The organism is Streptococcus halitosis (genome assembly GCF_027691175.1).
GTDB lineage: Bacteria > Bacillota > Bacilli > Lactobacillales > Streptococcaceae > Streptococcus > Streptococcus halitosis_A.
In genome coordinates, this window is record NZ_JAQFBD010000003.1 from 1 (window position 1) to 20,316 (window position 20,316).

Sequence of the window (20,316 nt, forward strand, 5' to 3'; positions counted from 1 at the left end):
GATAATAAGTAAGTCTACGGCTGTCCCAGAATACAGGATTATTGAAGTAACAACATTTTGAACCATAAAGCACCTCATTCAAATATATTTTTGAATGTATTTTAACATTAAACTTTGTAGATGTCAACTTCAGCTCCATCAAAATATAGATAAGAAGGTAGTGTCCCAAACATTAAAAAGCCCTGCCATCGAAATGATAGCAGGGCTTAACTTCAATATCCAGATGATATATTTATCTAAAAAAGGTAGAGTAAAAGGTAGAGTTTTTATTGATTTGTAGTGCGATATAATGAGTTTCCAAAAATCAAAAATCGCTTAAAATCAATATTTTGACATCTATTGACGTGTACTGAAACCCTTACTTAACCTCTGTAAGGATATAATTACGGTACCAGTATATCATAAATAATAACAAAATCTTGACTTTCCGAAAAATAAGTATTTTCCGGAAAAATATCGAAATTAAATCAAAACTAAAAATATCTCATACATTTGAACTGCACCCCAAAAGTTAGACAGAAAAAATCTAACTTTTGGGGTGCAGTTCATCAAAGGTGCTTTTCATTTTAAAAAACTTGTGGAAAAACTTCATCCCATATATCTACTAAGCTTTTCCCGTCAAATACTTTAGCTTCCATAGCTTCATCAATTGTATCAAACTGCTGACCTTCATAATCATAACCAACTACACATATACTCGATAAAAAGCAAGCACCTCGGCTATTATAATTAAATTCAAGATCTTTGTCTAAATATTTTTTAATTTCATCCTTTTTCATATAGGACCATCCCAACTAAAACAATCTCAACAAACAAGATTTTTTCCTTAGATTCTATTCCCACTACTAGCTTTCTATGATGCTGACGATTTCATCTTCAAAATATTCATAAAGAGTTCCATCAACATCTACCAGCAAGGAGTCAATCTCCTCGTCATTGTCAGAGGCGTCACAATAGTCTTCTACAAATCCTCTAACTACCGCGCCATTTTTTAACGTGATAATTACATCTGTACGGTTAAATTTCCAGAGTGTCATTTAAATATTCCTTTCAATATTGGCTAATTGCTTTGCTTTTTCGTAGTAAGGTGTTAAGAAATCGATAAAACCTTGTTTGTCGCTTGGATCATGTTCCTCTAAAAATATCATCAACTCAAAGTCATTGAGAGCGTCAAACATTTCAGAGTTTTCATTATCCCAAGCCTCGGAAAATTCCGCATCTTCTCCAAAAAGAGCGTTAAACGTAAAGGAAAAATCCCAAAAATTATCAATCTGACCACTGACTGTTTGCTGGAGCATGTCTAATACTTGTTGACTATAACCCATTACCCTTCCCCTCCTAATAAGAACGTTGTAGCATATTGAGCTACGTTCCAAAAATTTAACAGACAAAATCTAATTTTTGGGGTGCAGTTCATTCATCAAAGATGATTTTTATTTTAATAATACTGCACTTCAATTCCATCCATAATTTCTACTAAAGTGTTATCGTCAATTTTTAGAGAAATCAGATCAATGAATGATGATACCTGGTATTCCTTATCTCCAATCACCACTACAATATCATGAACAGAATTAGGAAAAATCCCACATACTTGACCATTATAATCAAAAGAGGCATCCCAACCATTGTCATATAACTCTTGTAAATCATCTAATATTGCCATATAAACTAAATCCTTTTCCATAGTGTTTTCTTTCAAATAAGGCAGGTAAAAGCACCTAGATTGTTCTAAGTCCTATGAGATTGTTTTAATCGAGACAATCTCACTCTCAAAGAGAGAAATTTCAGTAGCTTCATCTGGACTAGGATTAGCAATGAGAATAGTGATTTCATCTTGCTCATCATTGTCCATTTCGTCAACAAAGTCTATGACACGTCCCTTGATTATCTTATCGCAATTAGTGACTATCTGAACCCTTGATCGAAGATACTTCCAAAGCTGTTTACTCATTTATTTTCCTCTCTGCTATTTTTTCGATAGTTCTTATACTTTTTATAGTTAGTCGATAAAATCGCCTAGGTTGAACTAAGCACTAATAATTTTGATTTTCTTGATAATATCTTCAGGATATGAGCGATCACCTATAACTATTTCGTCAGGACCATCTAAATCATAACCGTCAAACCAATCAACCACCCTACCCTTGATGGAGGTCCCATCTTCTAAAATAAGGCGAACATTTTTATCAACATATTCCCATAATTTCATTAAGTTCCTTCTCTCTAACATCGGAACAATATGACCCAATATTAGTTATTTACTAATGGCTTTTAGTTCCTGTTAAAAGCATTATAGCACACCTTACTTGCTAAAGTACAACAAGCACCCCATTAGACTAACCTGCTACTTTGCTTTCTTGTAAAAATGTTGTATACTTAAGTAAATAAAGGAAGTAATCTTGTTCCCCCCTGTCTACTATGTGGTCGGAATGATGGTTACTTCTTTTTTCCCCCTTACTATCTCAATAGCCTTGTATTTAAAAGTTTTTTAGGCTATAATTAAATTAACGAATAGAGGTTTTCCATCTCCCCTTGAAACAGATCTTTCTGCGGTAGGAGGTGGGACGCCTCTATTTGTTTTTTAAGTCAAAATGATGTAAAATTAATTCAAGAAAGAAGTGTGGTTTTCCCGCCTAAAAGCTCTATAGCTGTGGGAGGGTCACGCTTCTTTTTACCTCTCAAAAGAGAACGCAAAAAAAGCCGTCTCATTCTTTGAAGCAGCAATGAAATCAATCTAGCAAATATCTAAGCAAACCCAGAAATCAACCTTTTAAGACAAAGCAAAAAGCCCACTGTTGTAGGCTTTCTGTAAGATATTTCTTAAAATTAAAGCATCTTGTTGTAGAATTCAACGACAAGTGCTTCGTTGATTTCTGGGTTGATTTCGTCGCGTTCTGGCAAGCGAGTCAATGAACCTTCCAATTTTTCAGCATCGAATGATACGAATGCTGGACGTCCAAGAGTAGCTTCTACTGCTTCAAGGATTGCTGGAACTTTCAATGATTTTTCACGAACTGAGATTACTTGACCTGGAGTTACACGGTATGATGGGATATCAACGCGTTTTCCGTCAACAAGGATGTGACCGTGGTTTACGAATTGACGAGCTTGACGACGAGTAGTCGCAAGACCAAGACGGTAAACAACGTTATCCAAACGACGTTCCAAAAGAAGCATGAAGTTGAAACCTAGGATTCCGCCTTTGATTTTTGTAGCTTGTACGAACAAGTTACGGAATTGTTTTTCACCTACACCGTAAGTGAAACGAAGTTTTTGTTTTTCAGCCAATTGCAAACCGTATTCTGACAATTTAGAACGGTTGTTTGGTCCGTGTTGTCCTGGTACGTAGTTACGACGTGCCAATTCTTTACCTGTACCTGTAAGTGAAAGGCCAAGGCGACGAGCTTGTTTCCAAGATGGTCCTGTATAACGTGACATATGTATGTCCTCCTGATATAAATAATATTTGGCGGAAATAGTCACTTAGAAAGCCCTGATTCGTGCAGATGCCCTTCGCCTAAACAGCCAAGGTTACTTGTCATAAGACACCTGTTGACGAGCTTCATGCTTTCCTGCTGCTATTTCACACAAAGGCTATTATACCATGAAAAGCTAGATATGTAAAGGGATTTTACAGCTTTATTTCAAATTGAGGCTGAATGTAAATTTGCTTCCTAAGCCATATTGACTTTCTGCTGTGATTTCGCCACCAAGCTGATGGGCTAGTTCGCGTGCAATCGCAAGTCCTAATCCATGTCCACCTGTCTTCATATTGCGCGAAGTTTCTACACGATAAAGTCGTTTAAAGATCTTTTCCAAATCCTCAGGAAGGATTCCCTGACCCTCGTCTTTCACACTGATTCTCAGCTCTTGTTCTGTTAATTGGGCAAGAACCTCGATTCTGGTTCCTGGTTCTGAATATTTAAAGGCATTGTTTAACAAATTGACCAGAATGCGAGAAAGTTTGTCAGAATGGCTCTTGATTTTCGCCGACTCAGGTGATACTTGAATGTAAACATCTCGCTCCTCTTGTTCAATCTGGAGTTGAAATTCACTCATTGACTCAATCAACAGCTGATCTAAAAAGACCTCTTCGACTTCTTCATCAGCAGTATCTTGAGGTTGGGTGTTAAGAGTCAGAACATCCAATTCCTCCACTAGCTTGTTTAGACGCTCGGTTTGCCGACCAATCGTGGCTAAGTAGTGGAGTCGCTCCTCTTCCTTAATCACTCCATCTAGAATTCCCTCCACAGTAACCTGAATGGAGGTAATGGGAGTTTTAATATCGTGAGAGAGCTGCGCAATCATCATTCTCTTTTCTTGCTCGCTCTCATCAAGTGATTGAAAGGTGGCTTGCAAATTGTGGGACATGTCATTAAAAGCCTGGCCCAGCTCTTGAAATTCTAATGGTCCCTTGGTTTCAATTTCTGTGCTGAAATCCTTGCTTGCTATATCCTGAGCTTGTTTTTTCAAATGTTTCAGAGAAGAGAAAACAGGCGACAAGAGAAAGATGCTCACTGCAGCGCCAATGAAACTAGCAATCAAGGTCATTCCAACTAGAAAGTAAACTTCGCTTTTCTCGATCAACATTCGTTGGACTGCCCAGAAAACGACCAAAATCGTTAGTAGAGTCGACACTAGATACCCCACTAAAATATAGTTTTTTAATTTCATTTTCTACCTCTTGGTCTTTCCATCTTATAACCCAAACCCCAGACAGTTTTGATAGCAGGAGCATTTGAATTTGTATACTTGGTCAACTCTTGCCTCAAAGCATGGATATGAACATTGAGTGTATTGGTATCATCCACATAGTCCTCCTGCCATACCTTCTCGTAAAGTTCCGTCTTTGAAAAGACTCTCTCGGGATTGCTGGCTAATATCCATAGAAGTTCAAAGGATTTTACTGTCAATTCCAAAGGTTGATCCCCAATGCGAACCTCATGAGTCACATGGTTGATTACCAAGTCACCAAACTCGATCTGTTCTGTCTCTCCTCCACGGCTAAGGCGACGCAAGATATTATTCACTCTTAAAACCAATTCGCGTGGGCTAAAGGGCTTGACTATAAAATCATCTGCCCCCAAACTTAAGCCATAAATCTTATCCTGTTCGCTTGTCTTAGCAGTTGTAAAGAGGAAGGGTTGATCCGGAGCGATATACTGAACTTCACTGATAAAATCATAACCGTCCATATTGGGCATCATGATATCTGTGATAATGAGGTCGATAGATTTTTTTCTGAAAAGTTCTAACCCCTCCTTACCATCATGGGCGACCAAAACATCGTAACCTGCCTGTATAAGATAGCGGTTTTGAATATCTAGAATATCTATCTCATCATCAACCAGCAAAATTGTCTTTTTCATCTGACACTCCTTCGATAAAAACAGTGTTATACTTGCTTTAGTATAACACTATTTTCCCTAATGTTTAAGTGATTTGAATCTTAATCTTCTCGTTTGGTTGTCAAACCCAAAAGTCCAACAAGACCTGCCAAGGCTAGACCAAAGATACCAAGGCCAGCTGTAGCTGTTTTAGCTTCCCCAGTATTTGGTAGCATCGCTTTATCATCTTTTTCCATCATATTAGCCATTGGGCTAGAAGCTGGTTGATCTACTTTCATATCTGACATATGGTTATTTGTACCCATCATACCCTCAGTCGTACCCGTAGAGCCTGTTTCAGAAGGCTTCGTATTCATCTGACCTTGTTGAGATGGTATTGTCGCCATTTCTTTTCCATGAAGCTGAATCGTTACTTGACGAATAGCAATCAGATTGGTCAAATCAGGTTTGCCATCTTTAGCTCCATAGACTTTAACAGTAGCTAGATATGTATGGGTTCCGTTAGCTCGAAGTTGATCCAGCAAGGCCTGACCATCTTTGCCAACCGTATTGCCATTCAAATCCACTTCGTAGAAATATTGGCCTTTAGCCAAGCCTTCAAGTGGCAATAGGGCAGGATTTTTAGCTGTTCCGTTGTCTGACCATGGGGCTTTGTCTGAAGCTTTTAACAAGAGGCGAGTCAACATACCATCTCCACCAAAAGCTTCGTACGGAATAACTTGGTTAACACCTGCCAAGAATGGACCTGGAACATTTGCTTTTTCAAGGTAGCTAGCTGGAACATCAATGCTATTTTTGATGTTATTAGCAACAGAGTCTTTAACCTGATTTGATGTGGTCAAGCCAGACTCTTTAACCTGATTTGGTGTGGTCAAACCATTCAAATTAACAGTCAAATCTTTAGTCGCTACCAGATTAGTTAAGTCAGGCTTGCCGTCTTTTGCACCGTACACCTTGATAGTAGCTTTATAGCTTTGTGTACCATTTTGTTTTAAGAGATCAAGTAGCTCTTTATCTGATTTGCCTTGGGTGCCTGCTAAATCCACTTCGTAGAAGTAAAGGCCTTTGCCCAATTTCTCTACTGGTGGAAGAGCAGGATTTTTAGCTGAACCGTTGTCTGACCATGGAGCCTTGTCGGATGCTTTCAAGATCAGGCGAGTTAACATGCCGTCTCCAGCGAAGAATTCATATGGAATAACTTGGTTGACACCGGCTGTGAATGGGCCTGGGAAATTGGCTTTGTCAAGGTAGCTAGCCGGAACATCTACTGTGTCTTTAGTATTGTCAGCCACACCTTTTTGGACTTCAGCTGGGGTGGTCAAACCATTCAAGTTGACATCCAAATCTTTAGTTGCTACCAGATTAGTTAAGTCAGGCTTGCCGTCTTTTGCACCGTACACTTTGATGGTAGCTTTATAGCTATGTGTGCCGTTTTGTTTCAACAAGTCAAGCAGCTCTTTATCAGATTTACCTTGGGTGCCTGCCAAGTCCACTTCATAGAAGTAAAGGCCTTTGCCCAATTTTTCTACTGGTGGAAGAGCAGGATTTTTAGCTGAACCGTTGTCTGACCATGGAGCCTTGTCGGATGCTTTCAAGATCAGGCGAGTTAACATGCCGTCTCCAGCGAAGAATTCATATGGAATAACTTGGTTGACACCGGCTGTGAATGGGCCTGGGAAATTGGCTTTGTCAAGGTAGCTAGCCGGAACATCTACTGTGTCTTTGGTATTATCAGCCACACCTTTTTGTACTTCAGCTGGGGTGGTCGCTGGTTGCGCTTCACTAGCTTCACGGTCTTGTCCAAAAACTGTAGGCGCAGGACTTTCCACAGGTTTAACTGCATCTTCTGTTTGTTTCTTAGAGTCAGGTTGTGCTTGTACTTCTTCTTTTGGCGCTACTGCCGGCTCTTTAGCAGTTGCGTCCGCTTTTTCTGAAGAGCTTGTAATATCCAAGCTTGCTTTAGGTGCTGAGTCTGCTTGTTCTGAAGGAAGAGCTACATCGACTGCTTTTTTGAGAACCTCTGCTGGTAAGTCGCTCTTTTCACTCACCAAAGCAGCGTCTGGCACAACTTGGGTAGGGGTCGGATTGACGACATCAGCACGTGCAGAACTTGGTTGACCAACTAGGACAAAGAAGCCACTAGCCACAACAACTGAAGCAACACCGACACTGAGACGGCGAATAGACCAACGAGTATATCTCTGATTTGGATTGAATTTCATAGGATTCTCCTTAGAGTTTTTCTTTATTTGATGGCTCTAGTATAATCTCCTAAAATTAAAAAGGATTAAGAAAAAGTTAAAATTTTTCTTAAATCCCTCTTATAAAATACTTATATTGATTCATTAATCATTGGGGAAGAAAACAGCCCTTCCTCTCCTACTCACTAAGCTCTGTTAGAGTATCCAAATGTTGGTTATTAATCACCGCCATGATATAGGCGCCTGACCGTAAAAGGTCATCGGGGCCGAATTGAACATCTAGAGGAGAATTTTCATAGTCACGAAATCCAAGTACATTGAGATTGTATCGCCCACGTAAATCTAGCTGGCTAAGACTTTTCCCCGCCCAAGATTGAGGGATTCTCATCTCGACAATTGAAACATTCTTGTCCAACTGAAAGACATCTACGCTGTTATGAAAGAGAATTCTCTGCGCTAATGAACGCCCCATTTCAAATTCCGGTGAGATGACCGAGTCCGCACCAATTTTCTCCAGTACCTTTTTAGCCATATGACTTTTTACCTTGGCAATGACGGTCGGCACCCCTAGACTTTTACAGTGCATGACTGCAAGAACACTGGATTCTAGATTTTCCCCCGTTGCGACAACCACGGTATCGCAGGTGTCAATCCCCGCTGATAGAAGGAGTTCTTCATCCGTGATATCCCCAACTACCCCACGCGCCAGCACGGGTTCAAATTGATTAATGCGCTCCTCGTGGTCATCAATAGCAATGATATTCATATGATGCTTGGCAAGAGCAGCCAAAACACTACTCCCAAAAATTCCCAAACCTAAAATTCCAATTGTCCGATCTGACATCGTTTTTCCTTTCTTATCCGATAGTGATATCTGCTTTCATATAGTGAATCATATCTTTCTTGTCTGGCTGGTATTCTGCTAAACTTACCAGTAGTGTCAAGGGGCCAATACGGCCGATAAACATCAACAACATAACGATGCTGAGAGCTAACTTGCCTAACTCTGGTGTTAAATTCGCCGTCACCCCAACTGTCGCAAGGGCTGAAATGGTCTCAAACATGAGGTAGATAAAGCGCGGATTTCCCTCTGCTGTTATCCCTAATAGAATCAAGCCCAGCAAGAAAGTCAGCAAGAAGATAATAAAGACACTGAAAGATTTTTGCACGGTTCGAGGTTCAATAGTTCTCCGAGCCACATTTGCATGAGGCAAGCCCAATAGTTCACTACGAGCGAAGGCTAACAAGACAAAGAAGGTCGTAATCTTGAGTCCCCCTGCTGTCCCTCCAGGCGCCCCGCCCAGAAACATCTGCAAGATGTAGATCAGCAAGGTGACCGGTCGAGCCTGGGTGTAGTCAATAGAGGCAAAACCTGCCGTTCTCATGCTGACAGTCTGGAAAAAGCTAACCAGCAGTTTCTCTGGAGCGCTGAGATTTCCAATCGTTCCAGGATTGTTCCACTCAATTAAGAGAGTCGATACTGTTCCAAAGAGTAAAATTCCCGCCGTTAAAAAGAGAACCAACTTGGTATGGAAACGCAGGCGGCGTTTTTTCTTTTTCCCAAACTGGGTCGCTAGGTCAAACCAGACCATAAATCCTAGACCACCCGTTATAATCAATCCTGCAATCACTAGATTGATCAAAGGGTCCGTCTGAAAGACTGCCAAACTCGTACTTCCAAAATTATCAAATCCAGCATTGCAGAAAGCTGAAATAGCCAAAAAGATAGAGGTTAACATCCCTCGCCCCCATCCAAATTCAGGAATGAAGCGAAAACTCAGGAGAAAGGCACCGAGCCCTTCTACTAGGAAAGTCGTCAAAAAGATCGAGCGGATGAAGTCCTTTAAGGACTGGGTTTCCCCATAACTAAAACTTTCTTGAATAGTCTCACGGCTACGAAGACTGAGCTTTTGTTTCCCTTGAATATAAAAGATTCCGATAAAGGTCATAAGCCCCAAACCACCGATCTGGATTAACAGCATGCAAATCAACTGGCCCCAGATATTGTAAGTAGAGGCCACCGGCTGGGTGAAGAGCCCTGTCACACAGACCATGGACACAGTCGTAAAGAGATGGTCAAAGTAGGTCGCTTGTGACGTTGCTGCTTGAACCCAGGGTAGGCTTAAAAGGAGCGAGCCCAAGAAGATAACTAAGGCAAAACTTAAAAAGATGCGACGAGCTGGTGATAATCGAACCAGCATCGTCTTGATTTTTTCCAAAAAAGATTTGAATAACATAACTACATTCTACCATAAAAACAGTAAGAACACTCACATGTGGTGCACAATAGCAAGACAGAGTTCGAGCGCCTTATCAAAAGCTTCCGAGCCCCAGTCACGACTGTCGTAGTTGTCCAGATCTGCCAAGGAATCTGCGGTAAAGAGTAACTCTCCCCAGACAACCCCACGTAGCTGAGCTACTGCCGCAAGAGCAGAGCACTCCATCTCCACAACAGCACAACCTTCTTCCTTGCGATAGGCAACCTTTTCAGCTGTCTCTCGGTAAAAACCATCTGTCGTCCAGGTCATAACTTCCTCATAAGGAATGCCTCTTTGTTCCAAGACTTGCTCAATGGCAGAGATAACCTTAATCTGCATCTCCATATAACGAGAAGGTGCTACATAGTGGTAGCTGGTTCCCTCATCTCGCAGAGCCCGAACAGGGACGAGAAAGGCATTTTCCTCTATATCGGCTAGGACGCCACAGGTTCCAGTGGAAATGATTTGCTCCACGCCATAGCCAATCAACCAATCCATAAACTGGGCCGCTGGAGCAGAGCCCACGGGCGCCTGGGCCAGACAGATCTCCTCGCCTTTGTAGTTGACGACATAGACTGGATAAGTCTTGGTGGCCGAAACGAACTCACCAATACAGTCCGCTCCTACTTCCTGAGCATAGCGGTCAATCTCCTCCTCCAAAAACGCATAGATACACTTCTTTGGCAACTTTAAGTCCAATCCCTCATGTGTTGGCATAAGGACCGCTTGGGGATTGTCATCAAACTCCAAAATGGGAATCGCATGTTTCTGAATCATAGCCCACCTCCTCTAATTTTGTACTATTGTATCAAAAGCTGACGGAGTGTCAAGGAGTTGTCTTTAGCAAGCCAGAAAACTCCTCTTCCATACATTTAAGAAATCGTTGCTCTGCTGGAGAGGTCGGTTTCTGTTTTAGTAAAGTGATTGAGGACTATCACCAAAATAGCAAATTCAATAATAAAAAAGCACGAATCTGCATCAGACAATATATACCCTTTTATATTATCTTGTGCAAGAAGCCAAACCAATAGAATCTAGCCTCCATTTTGTCTAGGCCTACTCTATTTCCACAAAGCACCTAAAATCTGTTTTTCTAATAAGTCTAAGTCTTCTTCATTTATTTCTCCATTGTCGCTAACGATATAAAGCTGAGCGAAGTAAGCCAACAATGGACCAACACAAATACGAACCATTTGAGGAATCGTTAACTCTGGATTTACACGTGGATCTGCTAGCAATTCTTTATGAAGCACTCGAAGTTTATCTTGAATAGCATTCCAGATAAAAATCTGTTCATTTTTTAGTTTCTTATTTGAAAAACTCTCCTGCAGAATGATTTTCATCAAAGCACGATTTTTTTTGAGATAGCTCATACGATCGTGGACGAGATAACGAACCCTCTCTTCTGTCGTTTCAAAAGCTAAGAGTTCCTCAAAAAAACTACCGAAAATGCCTGGGACTACAGGATGTAAAATAGCCGTCAGTAGATCATCCTTCGTCTTAAAATACTTAAACAAAGTTGCCTGGCTTAGTCCAGCACGCTCAGCTATGTGAAGAGTTGAGGTCCCATGGTAACTCCTAGTTGATATGAGGTCCACTGCTGCCTGCATAATTTTTTTCTTTCCTTGAGGGTAATTCGCTTCTTCTAAGTAATCTTCAAACGATTCAAAAACAGTCTTATCCATCTAATCTTCACACCTTTTTAGTATTATTTATGTTAATTTCTAAACTTTACGATAACGACGCAATCCAACAATATTGAGAATTGTTAAAATGATCAAGAAAATCATTAAAACACCAAGATTTGGCAAAATATCACCAAGATTGTGTCCGTAAAGAATAATCTGGCTTATTGCATCACCAGAATAGGTTAATGGCAAAAATTTCCCCACAGTTGGAGCCCATTCTCCCATGGATGACAATGGAATAATCCCTGAGAAAAAGAGTTGAGGCATAATCACGAGAGGAATAAATTGCATCATTTGGAATTCTGATTTTGCTAGAGTAGACAAGAGAATTCCAAAAGCTAGTGCTACAAGAGCAAGTACCACATTAACTATTATAACATTTAAAATACTTCCTACAACTTCTACATCTAGTAGCCAGATTGCTGCTAAAACGACAACTGCCGTTTGAAAAATCGCAATAATACCGTAAGACAACATATAGCCATAGACGATTTCGGATCGTTTCACTGGTGTTGCTAACAAACGTTCTAGTGTTCCACTGGTGCGCTCTTTCAAAAGCGCCATACCTGAAATCAAAAAGACAAAGAAGAAAACTACAAAACCTATCAAAACCGGAATCATACTGGTAAAGAAGCTTGTATTTTCATCTCCATACTGGTAAGACTCCTTGATTTCTGGTGTTTTTGCGTCCGAGTCCAATTGTGGAAGAGCTTGTTTAACACGAGATAGTAACTGATCGGTGCCTTCACTGGCGATACTCGTTCGTAACACTTGTCGTATCATAGATGTTTTGGAGGCGTCTGTGTTTGCGTAGTCGACCTGGTACTCACCGTTTTTATAAGAAATCACAGCATCGACTTTTTCATTTGCTAGCGCTTCTTTGGCTTGATCTAAGTCTTGATAAGTCTCGACGTCCACATGATCGAGCTCATCCATTTTCGTTACCAAACCAGTTGGTAGATCTTGTGTCGCTAACTTGACATTCACGGTTGTACTAGCTGAAAACATGAGGTTCATCAGCCACATAATAAATACCGGCGCTACAAACATCATAGCCAAGGTTCGTTTATCACGAAGCAATTCTTTGATAACTTTTTTAGCAATAGCAATGGTTCTCATCTTACTCTCCTTCTGCTTTCAAAAATACTTCTTCAATACTTGAAACTTGATAACTTTCTTTTAAGTGTTGCGGTGTATCAAAAGCAATGATTTTTCCACCTAATAATAAGCCGACCTTATCCGTTAACTCCGCCTCATCCATAACATGGGTGGTAACTAATATCCCAACCCCATTGTCTCTAAGCGCGAATAATTCTTTCCAGATTTTCTTCCGAAGAGAAGGGTCAATTCCAACTGTCGGTTCGTCCAAAATCAAGAGCTGAGGATTCCCCAGAAGCGCGATGGCTAAAGACAAGCGTCGCTTCATTCCTCCAGAATAACCGGATACCGTTTTATTCAAATGCTCTGTCAGATCCACTACTTGAGCTATATGAGCAATTTTCTCCTTTAGGTCTTTTTTAGAAAGCCCCTTTAGCTGACCAAAAAATTCCAGATTTTCTTGACCTGACAAGGCTTCATATAAGGCATCTGACTGGGCCATATAACCAATATCTCCTAAAATATGGCGATTAGGCATAGCGTGGTTTAACACTAAAGCTACGCCTCCATCAACCTTTTCCATTCCTAACGTGGTCTTAATCATAGTTGATTTACCAGCACCAGACGGACCAATTAAACCTATAATTTCTCCTGTCTGCAATTCAAAGCTGACATGATCCAGAACTATTTGATGGTCAAAAGATTTTACTAAATCTTGTAAATGTAGTAATGTTTTCATTTGCTTCCTCCTTTGTGAGTGATTACTCACTTACTAAATATGAACCTATTATAGTGAGTGCTTACTCACTTGTCAAGAAAAAAGTTGAAATTCTTTAAAAAATAAAGCACCAGATATTATTATCTGATGTTTATAATGCACATGTCTTATTTCTAAAAATGTTTTTGAACTTCCTCTCTATACTCCGAAATGGTCTTTCCTGTCCACTTTTTAAAGGCCTATTTTTCCTCTACTTTTCTCGGCTAATCCAACCATCGTCATTGCTATCGCAACTCTAATGACCTTGGTAATGGGAATTCATTTTACTCATTTTTATATGAAACAGACTAAGAAATTTTCAAGACCTAATTGAAACCAAATTAGCCCTTGGAAGTCAAAAAATCCTCGAACTCTACGCTGACCGTCTAGCAGAATCAGACCAAATGCGGCATGGCATTTCTAAGAATTCGGTTAAGGGACGTAACCTACAAGCTGCTTACGTGGATGGATTGACTTTGGGAAACTTCTTCGCCTTCAACCAAGAGCTAAATAAAATGGGCGACGAAGCGCTCCCTTTTAAAATTCACCCTGAACATTTTATATTTGCTGGGGTGCACGGTGGACAGGAAGTGATGAAGTTGATTGGAGAGTACGGACAACCAACTTATCAAAAAATCTTTATCAGTCTAGATGCTGAAAAACCAGTCATTCCTGATGCTGATACAAAAATTTCTATGGCAGGTGATACAGCTACTCTCATGTCCGATCCAAGCCTTGATATCAAGATGTATGGCATGCACCAGTTCAAGATGAAAAAAGGTAGACTTCGCATCAAATTAGGTGTCTTTTCCCCAGAAGCAGCTCCAAGCGAGATGGTACTCGGTCACCACGAACACCTAGCAGTTGAATTTTTCAATTCCCTCGCAATCGCCTATCAAAACAAAACATTTAGGGGAAAACTACTCAATACTCTCTTAAAATTCAAGAAATTTAAGTAAACAAAAACGGGAGACTTAACAATTTAGCCTTTGAAAGCTACGATTATAAAACCACTCATAAAATATGAATCTACGATACAAAAAGGATAACATTGCTCTTAGAATGCTATCCTTTTTTATTTATCCTTGTCCACCAGGGGCTGGACCGCCAGGACCACCATTTCCTTGAGGGCCTCCATTTGGTCCACCGCCTCCAGGCATAGAGTTGACGATTTCCGTTTGTTTTTCGCCGTTGAGGTAGATATCTCCACCTGTGTAGGTCGCAGTTCCATCAAAGTCAAAACCTGTCTGACCAGTCATTTTAATGGTTCCGCCTGTGACCGTGATATTGCCGTTTGAGTCAATTGGGTCTGTATCCCCTTGACCAACTTCTACTGTCAGGTTACCACCGTTCATGGTAAAGAAAATCTCACTTTGTTGGGCGTTTTTATTAGCTGCATTGACTCCATCATCTGTCGAATAGATGGTAATGTCCCCACCGTTGATAGTGATGGACTTACCTTCAAGTCCTTCTGTCGAATTCTTGACGGTGTAGGTCCCACTATCGATGACGAGGTCTCCAGAAGCGTGGATGCCATCATCTCCTGCTGTAACGGTGATGTTGTTATTAGATAGGTACATGGTTCCGACTGAAGTATCCTCATCATTATCCACCTTGACTCCGTCTTCTTTAGCATCAATGATCATGGTCGTACCAGTGATGTTGAGTTCATCATTGACATTAAAGGCATCGCCAACTGCTGTGATGTTATAGGTTCCACCCGTGATGTGGAGAGTGTCATTAGCCTTAATACCATTGTTTTTCTTGCCATCTACATTGAGAGTTCCTTTCCCGTCTATGGTCAAATCTACCTTAGAAAAGAGAGCTGCATCTGCTTTTTCGTCGCTGTTAGAGCTTGAGCCAGAGAGACTGTTGATGGTTCCCTCTGCTAGAGTTAGGTAGACATGACCAGCTGATGTCGCAGAAATCGTTGCATTGGTATTGGTCATGGTCGCGCCTTTTAGGACTAGGTGAACATCTGCAGACTTATCTGCCTCGACCTTGATCTGCACTCCGTCAGACTGACCTGAAATTACATAGGTTCCAGATTTTGTGATGGTCACTGTTGATTCAGAGACTGTCACCCCATCTCCAGAGACGTTTGCTGATGAGCCAGATAACTCAATCTTAGAAGCTGTGCTTTCATCATAAGAAGTATCATAGTCCTTCTCTGTAAAATAGGAAGATTGGTTTGCCTTTGTTGAAGTTGTTGTTGCACTATTTGTCGTTGCATTGGTATTGGATGTAGTTGTTGACTGGGCACATGCTGCCAGCAGCACCATTGCCGTTAAACTCGTTGCGAGTAGGGTCCATTTTTTTGATTTCATACCTTTTTCCTCTCCTTCGTATGATATAGCTAGACAGTCTACAGAAGATTTCTGAAACGAAACTAAAACTTTTCTGAAAGTTTCCTTAAATTCAGTTTGGATTAGATTTCGCCTAGTATTTTTTTAAAAAGGACTGCTAAAAACAATTTTTGAACTCTAGACTACCTTTAATAAGTTTTTAAAACCAACATCCCTCAGTGCGATGTTTCCTTGACCAAGAAAGCCAAAAAGAAGAAAAATTTATAAGACCAAAACTCATAAAAAGAACAGCCGAGGCTGTTCTTTTTAGTTTTCTTTTACTGGGATTTCCTTGATAACACGCGCAGGATTGCCAGCTAGGACGACATTGTCTCCAAATGACTTGGTGATCACGGCCCCTGCTCCTGCAACGACATTATTTCCCAGTGTCACCCCGGGAAGGACAATGACGCCACCTCCAGCCCAGAAATTATCTCCAATGGTGATAGGCTTGCCGTATTCGACCCCTGAATTGCGTTCATGAGGATCCAGTGGATGGAGGGGGGGTAAAAACTGACAGTTGGGGCCAAGCATAGCGTTGTCCCCGATGCGAATCGGACAAACATCCAGCATAGTCAAGTTCCAATTAGAATAAAAATTTTCCCCTAGATGGATATTGACTCCATAATCGACCACCAAGCGTGGATTGATATAAAGATTTTGCCCAGTTGAACCAAACCAAGTCTTGATAATCTCCGCACCCTTCAAGGGATCTTCTTCTCGGTTAAAGGCAGCCTGTTTTTGGCGAGAAGCCTGCGCCAAGGCACGCAACTCTGGGTCCGACGGACGGTAAGGCTCCCCTGCTATCATTTTCTGGTATTCACTGGTCATCTTAGCACCTCACACTTAGTTTGAGGCCATCATATCAAAAAGACTTTGAAAGGTCAAGAATAGCTTGCTTTCTAAACTCTCAAAACCAAGCCCTCTCCCAAGTCAAAACAACTTGCTTGACAAAATCTTGACTTCATGGTTTAATATACCCCATAAGGGTATATTTGGAGGTGCCTATGTTTCACTTATTTACAAAAATTGACAGTATTTCTACCAGCGAGTTAGAAGCTAAACTCAGAGAACCGATTCAGCTATTGGATGTTCGGACGCCTATGGAATTCCGTAGAGGTCATATTAAAAACGCCAAGAATGTCCCTCTAACTGAAATTGGTTCCTACACACCTGCGACAAAAGAAACACTTTATGTCATTTGTCATTCAGGTGTACGAAGCAAACTAGCTGCTAAAAAGCTTAAGAAAAAAGGCTACGATGTCATCAATGTCCGAGGCGGTATGAGCGCTTGGACAGGCAAGGTCATCTAGAAGTATAAAGGAGAAAGTCAATGAAAATTATCATTGTCGGAGGAGTTGCAGGCGGTATGTCAGCAGCAACCCGCCTCAGACGTCTCATGGAAGACGCTGAAATCACTATTTTTGAGAAAGGTCCCTTTGTTTCCTTTGCAAACTGTGGACTTCCTTACTATGTTTCAGGAGAAATTGCAAACCGTGATAGTTTATTGGTTCAAACTCCTGAAAGTCTCAAGGCACGCTTTAATCTCGATGTGCGACCATTTCACGAGGTCATCCAGATTTCACCAGAAGAACACACTGTGACGGTGCGGCACGATGGGCAGGAATTCACAGAAAGCTACGACAAGCTGATCCTCTCTCCAGGAGCTAAACCGTTTGTTCCTGCTATTGAAGGGCTGGCAGAGGCCGAGAATGCCTTCACACTCCGCAATGTTCCCGATCTCGACGAGATTATGGCGGCCTTGGACAATCATCCAAAAGAAGCTGTCGTTATCGGTGCAGGCTTTATCGGGCTTGAAATGGCTGAAAACCTGGCGAAACGAGGATTGCAAGTCACCATCGTGGAGAAAGCACCTCATGTCTTGCCACCATTAGATCACGAAATGGCGGCCTTTGTCCAAGCAGAATTGCTGGCAAATGGTGTCCGCGTTATCACTTCCCAGTCTGCAACTCGCTTTGAAGACCAAGGAAAAGTCATCGTTCTCGAAAACGGTCAAAAGATCGCTTCCGACCTCACCATCCTTTCTGTCGGTGTTGAACCTGAAAACGGACTGGCAAAAGCTGCGGGGATTGAACTGGGACTTCGTGGTGGTATCCTGGTCAATGAACATTACGAAACCAGTCAAAAAGATATTTTTGCAGTTGGGGATGCCATCGTCGTCAAGCAAGAAATCACAGGCCAAGACGCTCTCATCTCTCTCGCTTCTCCTGCCAATCGACAAGGACGCCAAGTGGCGGACGTCATCGCAGGACTAGGACGTACAAATAAGGGCAGTATCGGCACTGCTATCGTCCGTGCCTTTGATATGACAGCCGCTTCGACTGGTCTCAGCGAACGTATCCTTCGCATGAATCAACTTCCTTACAAGGCGCTTCATGTCAGTGGAAAAGACCACGCTGGTTATTATCCAGGCGCTACTGATATGACCTTGAAGCTCCTCTTTGACCCAACCACTGGAAAAATCTATGGTGCCCAAGGAGTTGGGAAGAAAGGTGTTGACAAGCGAATTGATATCCTAGCAACTGCTATCAAGGGAAATCTCACCGTCTTTGACTTACCAGAGTTAGAGTTTACCTATGCGCCACCATTTGGCTCTGCCAAGGATCCCGTCAATATGCTGGGCTACGCGGCCTTGAACCTAATTGAGGGTTTAAGCGACAATATTCAATGGTACCAGCTCGAAGACGAACTGGCTGCTGGTAAGAAATTCCTAGATGTACGGACAAGTGGCGAATTCCAGAGTGGTCGACTCAAAGTCGATACCATTCATATCCCCCTAAACGAACTACGGGAACGCTTGGATGAACTGGACAAGAACCAAGCCTACATCGTTAGCTGCCACAGTGGTTTGCGCAGCTATATCGCAGAGCGTATCCTCAAGCAAGCAGAATTTACCGTCCAAAACCTTGACGGCGCTTATTCACTATACAAAATGGCTAACCCAGAAGGAGTTGAATATGGAAACTAGTATCAGCATGGCTGACTTTTATGAAAAATACCAACATGAAAATCTAAATCTTATTGATGTACGTGAAATACATGAATTCCAAGCAGGACATGCGCCAGGTGCAAAAAATCTTCCGTTAAGTAGCTTGGAGCAAGGCTATAAAGAACTCAATCCTGACCATGCATACCATGTTATCTGTCAAGGTGGAGTACGTTCTGCATCTGCCTGTCAATTTCTTAGAGCTCAAGGCCTCACCGTTACCAATGTAGAAGGTGGTATGAATGCTTGGCCTGGGCAAGTAGAATAAGCAAAAGAAGCTGAGCAACAACTCAATTTCAGGAGAAAATGAAGTAATACTCAATGAAAATCAAAGTGCAAACTAGGAAGCTAGCTGCAGGCTGTACTTGAGTACGGCAAGGTGAAGCTGATGTGGTTTGAATTTGATTTTCGAAGAGTATAAATCTCCCCACAATAAAACGCATACTATCAAGGCTTTTCAACACCTGATAGTATGCGTTTTTTAATTTTAAAGACTTTTTCCAGCCTCGCTTGATTCACATTAAACTATCCTAATAGTAGAGATCTTTGCAACTTTCATCTCAAAACATTAATTTATTTCCGTTTAATCAAGTATCGGATGGCCTTTTCTAGGCGTTCCTTTTGAGCCTCGGGATCATCTAGTGGTTGGTTGATGCAGGCGGTGAGATTTTCCGTAATCATCATCTCAATCACGCGCTCAACACTCGATTTCACTGCTGTCAATTGCGTCACAATATCAGCGCAGTCACGATCTTCTTCTATCATCTTTTGAATCCCACGCAACTGGCCCTCTGAACGTTTCAAGCGTGTTATATACTTTGAGTTTGTCATTTCTTTTTCCTTGCTCGATTTTTCTTCATTATATCTCGAATAAGGGGCTTTGTCAAAATTCTCATCCCATCTGTCTTTGTAGGAACTTATCTCATATCGGTGTTTTCATGATATAATAGTTAATAGTAAAAAACTGTTCAGAATGGACGTGCTTATGAATTCTATCTATGGTAGCTGTGAGGCCTATTTACCCACCATCTTGCAAACCTTTATTCAAGACATAGAAGAGGCCGCAGCCAATTACAAAAAAGAAACCAACCTCAAACTATATGAGCATTTGCATGCACGCATCAAAACAGAAAAAAGTATGCGTGAAAAATGCCAACGCAAGGGCCTTCCTCAGACAAGTCAATCCGCTCTTAAAGAAATACAAGATGCTATTGGTGTTCGAATTATCACAGGCTTTACAGATGATATCTACCGCATCGTAGAGTATATTCGCCAGATGCCAAGCATCCATATTTTCAAAGAGAAAGACTATATCCGTCAGGTCAAACCCAACGGCTACCGTTCCTATCATCTGATTCTAGAGGTGACCACTCCCTACCCAGACTGTCTGGAAAATGACCAGGGTACCTATTTTATCGAGATTCAACTGCGCACAATTGCTATGGACTCCTGGGCTAGCCTCGAACACCAGATGAAATACAAGAAAAACATCCAAAATCCTGAGCGAATCACGCGCGAGCTCAAACGTTGTGCCGATGAGCTTGCTTCTTGTGACTTGACCATGCAGACCATCCGTGATTTGATTCAGCGCTCTGATCAAGACTAAGGAGA

25 protein-coding genes and 1 pseudogene are annotated in these 20,316 nt (G+C 41.4%); 6 read left to right on the forward strand and 20 right to left on the reverse strand.

The window, feature by feature from the left end; translation table 11 throughout:
* A pseudogene (locus PG086_RS07660) lies at positions 1–66 on the reverse strand (cadmium transporter); the annotation flags it as partial.
* A 28-nt stretch (positions 67–94) separates the two neighbouring features.
* Here PG086_RS07660 and PG086_RS09705 point away from each other — a divergent pair.
* Positions 95–280: a hypothetical protein gene (locus PG086_RS09705; protein ID WP_009013804.1), complete on the forward strand. Its 186-nt coding sequence runs from the start codon at positions 95–97 to the stop codon at positions 278–280.
* Between the two features lie 286 nt (positions 281–566).
* Here the strand turns inward: PG086_RS09705 and PG086_RS07665 are convergent, their stop codons facing one another.
* From PG086_RS07665 to PG086_RS07740, 16 genes are all read right to left on the reverse strand, one after another.
* Positions 567–779, reverse strand: coding sequence for a hypothetical protein (locus PG086_RS07665; RefSeq protein WP_000710706.1), 213 nt, complete (start codon positions 777–779; stop codon positions 567–569).
* Positions 780–845: 66 nt separating this feature from the next.
* Positions 846–1,037, reverse strand: a complete 192-nt coding sequence (locus PG086_RS07670; protein ID WP_000177340.1) for a hypothetical protein — start codon at positions 1,035–1,037, stop codon at positions 846–848.
* Positions 1,038–1,325 (reverse strand): hypothetical protein, encoded by a 288-nt coding sequence (locus PG086_RS07675; protein ID WP_000542381.1) that lies wholly within the window; start codon positions 1,323–1,325, stop codon positions 1,038–1,040.
* A gap of 113 nt (positions 1,326–1,438) precedes the next feature.
* Positions 1,439–1,666 (reverse strand): hypothetical protein, encoded by a 228-nt coding sequence (locus tag PG086_RS07680; RefSeq protein WP_009013763.1) that lies wholly within the window; start codon positions 1,664–1,666, stop codon positions 1,439–1,441.
* Positions 1,667–1,738: 72 nt separating this feature from the next.
* Positions 1,739–1,954 (reverse strand): hypothetical protein, encoded by a 216-nt coding sequence (locus PG086_RS07685; protein WP_000043341.1) that lies wholly within the window; start codon positions 1,952–1,954, stop codon positions 1,739–1,741.
* A 75-nt stretch (positions 1,955–2,029) separates the two neighbouring features.
* Positions 2,030–2,212 carry a hypothetical protein gene (locus tag PG086_RS07690; protein WP_000780387.1) on the reverse strand — a complete coding sequence of 61 codons (183 nt, stop codon included), beginning with the start codon at positions 2,210–2,212 and terminating at the stop codon, positions 2,030–2,032.
* Positions 2,213–2,829: 617 nt separating this feature from the next.
* The gene (gene rpsD / locus PG086_RS07695; RefSeq protein ID WP_000092756.1) at positions 2,830–3,441 is read right to left on the reverse strand and encodes a 30S ribosomal protein S4; all 612 of its coding nucleotides are present in this window, start codon (positions 3,439–3,441) and stop codon (positions 2,830–2,832) included.
* A gap of 201 nt (positions 3,442–3,642) precedes the next feature.
* Positions 3,643–4,677: a sensor histidine kinase gene (locus PG086_RS07700; RefSeq protein WP_000769387.1), complete on the reverse strand. Its 1,035-nt coding sequence runs from the start codon at positions 4,675–4,677 to the stop codon at positions 3,643–3,645.
* The gene (locus PG086_RS07705) at positions 4,674–5,372 is read right to left on the reverse strand and encodes a response regulator transcription factor (RefSeq protein WP_049506218.1); all 699 of its coding nucleotides are present in this window, start codon (positions 5,370–5,372) and stop codon (positions 4,674–4,676) included. Before PG086_RS07705 ends, PG086_RS07700 begins: the two co-directional genes overlap by 4 nt.
* An 80-nt stretch (positions 5,373–5,452) precedes the next feature.
* Positions 5,453–7,573 (reverse strand): SSURE domain-containing protein, encoded by a 2,121-nt coding sequence (locus tag PG086_RS07710; RefSeq protein ID WP_270748462.1) that lies wholly within the window; start codon positions 7,571–7,573, stop codon positions 5,453–5,455.
* Between the two features lie 157 nt (positions 7,574–7,730).
* Positions 7,731–8,396 carry a potassium channel family protein gene (locus PG086_RS07715; RefSeq protein WP_001283890.1) on the reverse strand — a complete coding sequence of 222 codons (666 nt, stop codon included), beginning with the start codon at positions 8,394–8,396 and terminating at the stop codon, positions 7,731–7,733.
* 13 nt (positions 8,397–8,409) lie between these two features.
* On the reverse strand, positions 8,410–9,789 hold the full coding sequence (locus PG086_RS07720; protein WP_033606291.1) for a TrkH family potassium uptake protein: 1,380 nt from the start codon (positions 9,787–9,789) through the stop codon (positions 8,410–8,412).
* 33 nt (positions 9,790–9,822) lie between these two features.
* Positions 9,823–10,587, reverse strand: a complete 765-nt coding sequence (locus PG086_RS07725) for a nucleoside phosphorylase (protein WP_270748464.1) — start codon at positions 10,585–10,587, stop codon at positions 9,823–9,825.
* Positions 10,588–10,871: 284 nt separating this feature from the next.
* Positions 10,872–11,495, reverse strand: coding sequence for a TetR/AcrR family transcriptional regulator (locus PG086_RS07730; RefSeq protein ID WP_033606292.1), 624 nt, complete (start codon positions 11,493–11,495; stop codon positions 10,872–10,874).
* A 39-nt stretch (positions 11,496–11,534) separates the two neighbouring features.
* Positions 11,535–12,617, reverse strand: a complete 1,083-nt coding sequence (locus tag PG086_RS07735; RefSeq protein WP_270748466.1) for an ABC transporter permease — start codon at positions 12,615–12,617, stop codon at positions 11,535–11,537.
* Position 12,618: 1 nt separating this feature from the next.
* Complete coding sequence (locus PG086_RS07740) at positions 12,619–13,335, reverse strand: ABC transporter ATP-binding protein (protein ID WP_270748467.1); 717 nt, start codon at positions 13,333–13,335, stop codon at positions 12,619–12,621.
* A gap of 422 nt (positions 13,336–13,757) precedes the next feature.
* On the opposite strand from PG086_RS07740, the gene PG086_RS07745 reads away from it, so the two are divergent.
* Positions 13,758–14,312: a hypothetical protein gene (locus PG086_RS07745; RefSeq protein ID WP_231869998.1), complete on the forward strand. Its 555-nt coding sequence runs from the start codon at positions 13,758–13,760 to the stop codon at positions 14,310–14,312.
* Positions 14,313–14,432: 120 nt separating this feature from the next.
* Here the strand turns inward: PG086_RS07745 and PG086_RS07750 are convergent, their stop codons facing one another.
* On the reverse strand, positions 14,433–15,680 hold the full coding sequence (locus PG086_RS07750) for a carbohydrate-binding domain-containing protein (RefSeq protein ID WP_270748469.1): 1,248 nt from the start codon (positions 15,678–15,680) through the stop codon (positions 14,433–14,435).
* A 285-nt stretch (positions 15,681–15,965) separates the two neighbouring features.
* Positions 15,966–16,529, reverse strand: a complete 564-nt coding sequence (locus tag PG086_RS07755) for a sugar O-acetyltransferase (RefSeq protein WP_270748471.1) — start codon at positions 16,527–16,529, stop codon at positions 15,966–15,968.
* Between the two features lie 176 nt (positions 16,530–16,705).
* Here PG086_RS07755 and PG086_RS07760 point away from each other — a divergent pair, with 176 nt between their 5' ends.
* The 3 genes from PG086_RS07760 to PG086_RS07770 are packed head-to-tail and all read left to right on the forward strand — an operon-like array spanning position 16,706 to position 18,973.
* Positions 16,706–17,011, forward strand: a complete 306-nt coding sequence (locus tag PG086_RS07760; protein WP_038804267.1) for a rhodanese-like domain-containing protein — start codon at positions 16,706–16,708, stop codon at positions 17,009–17,011.
* A gap of 20 nt (positions 17,012–17,031) precedes the next feature.
* Positions 17,032–18,687, forward strand: coding sequence for an FAD-dependent oxidoreductase (locus PG086_RS07765; RefSeq protein ID WP_270748473.1), 1,656 nt, complete (start codon positions 17,032–17,034; stop codon positions 18,685–18,687).
* The gene (locus tag PG086_RS07770) at positions 18,677–18,973 is read left to right on the forward strand and encodes a rhodanese-like domain-containing protein (RefSeq protein WP_270748476.1); all 297 of its coding nucleotides are present in this window, start codon (positions 18,677–18,679) and stop codon (positions 18,971–18,973) included. The genes PG086_RS07765 and PG086_RS07770 overlap by 11 nt, the downstream gene beginning before the upstream one ends.
* 305 nt (positions 18,974–19,278) lie before the next feature.
* Here the strand turns inward: PG086_RS07770 and PG086_RS07775 are convergent, their stop codons facing one another.
* Complete coding sequence (locus tag PG086_RS07775) at positions 19,279–19,536, reverse strand: metal-sensitive transcriptional regulator (protein ID WP_000185161.1); 258 nt, start codon at positions 19,534–19,536, stop codon at positions 19,279–19,281.
* Between the two features lie 154 nt (positions 19,537–19,690).
* On the opposite strand from PG086_RS07775, the gene PG086_RS07780 reads away from it, so the two are divergent.
* Positions 19,691–20,311, forward strand: coding sequence for a GTP pyrophosphokinase (locus tag PG086_RS07780; protein WP_270748477.1), 621 nt, complete (start codon positions 19,691–19,693; stop codon positions 20,309–20,311).
* The last annotated feature ends 5 nt before the right edge of the window (positions 20,312–20,316 follow it).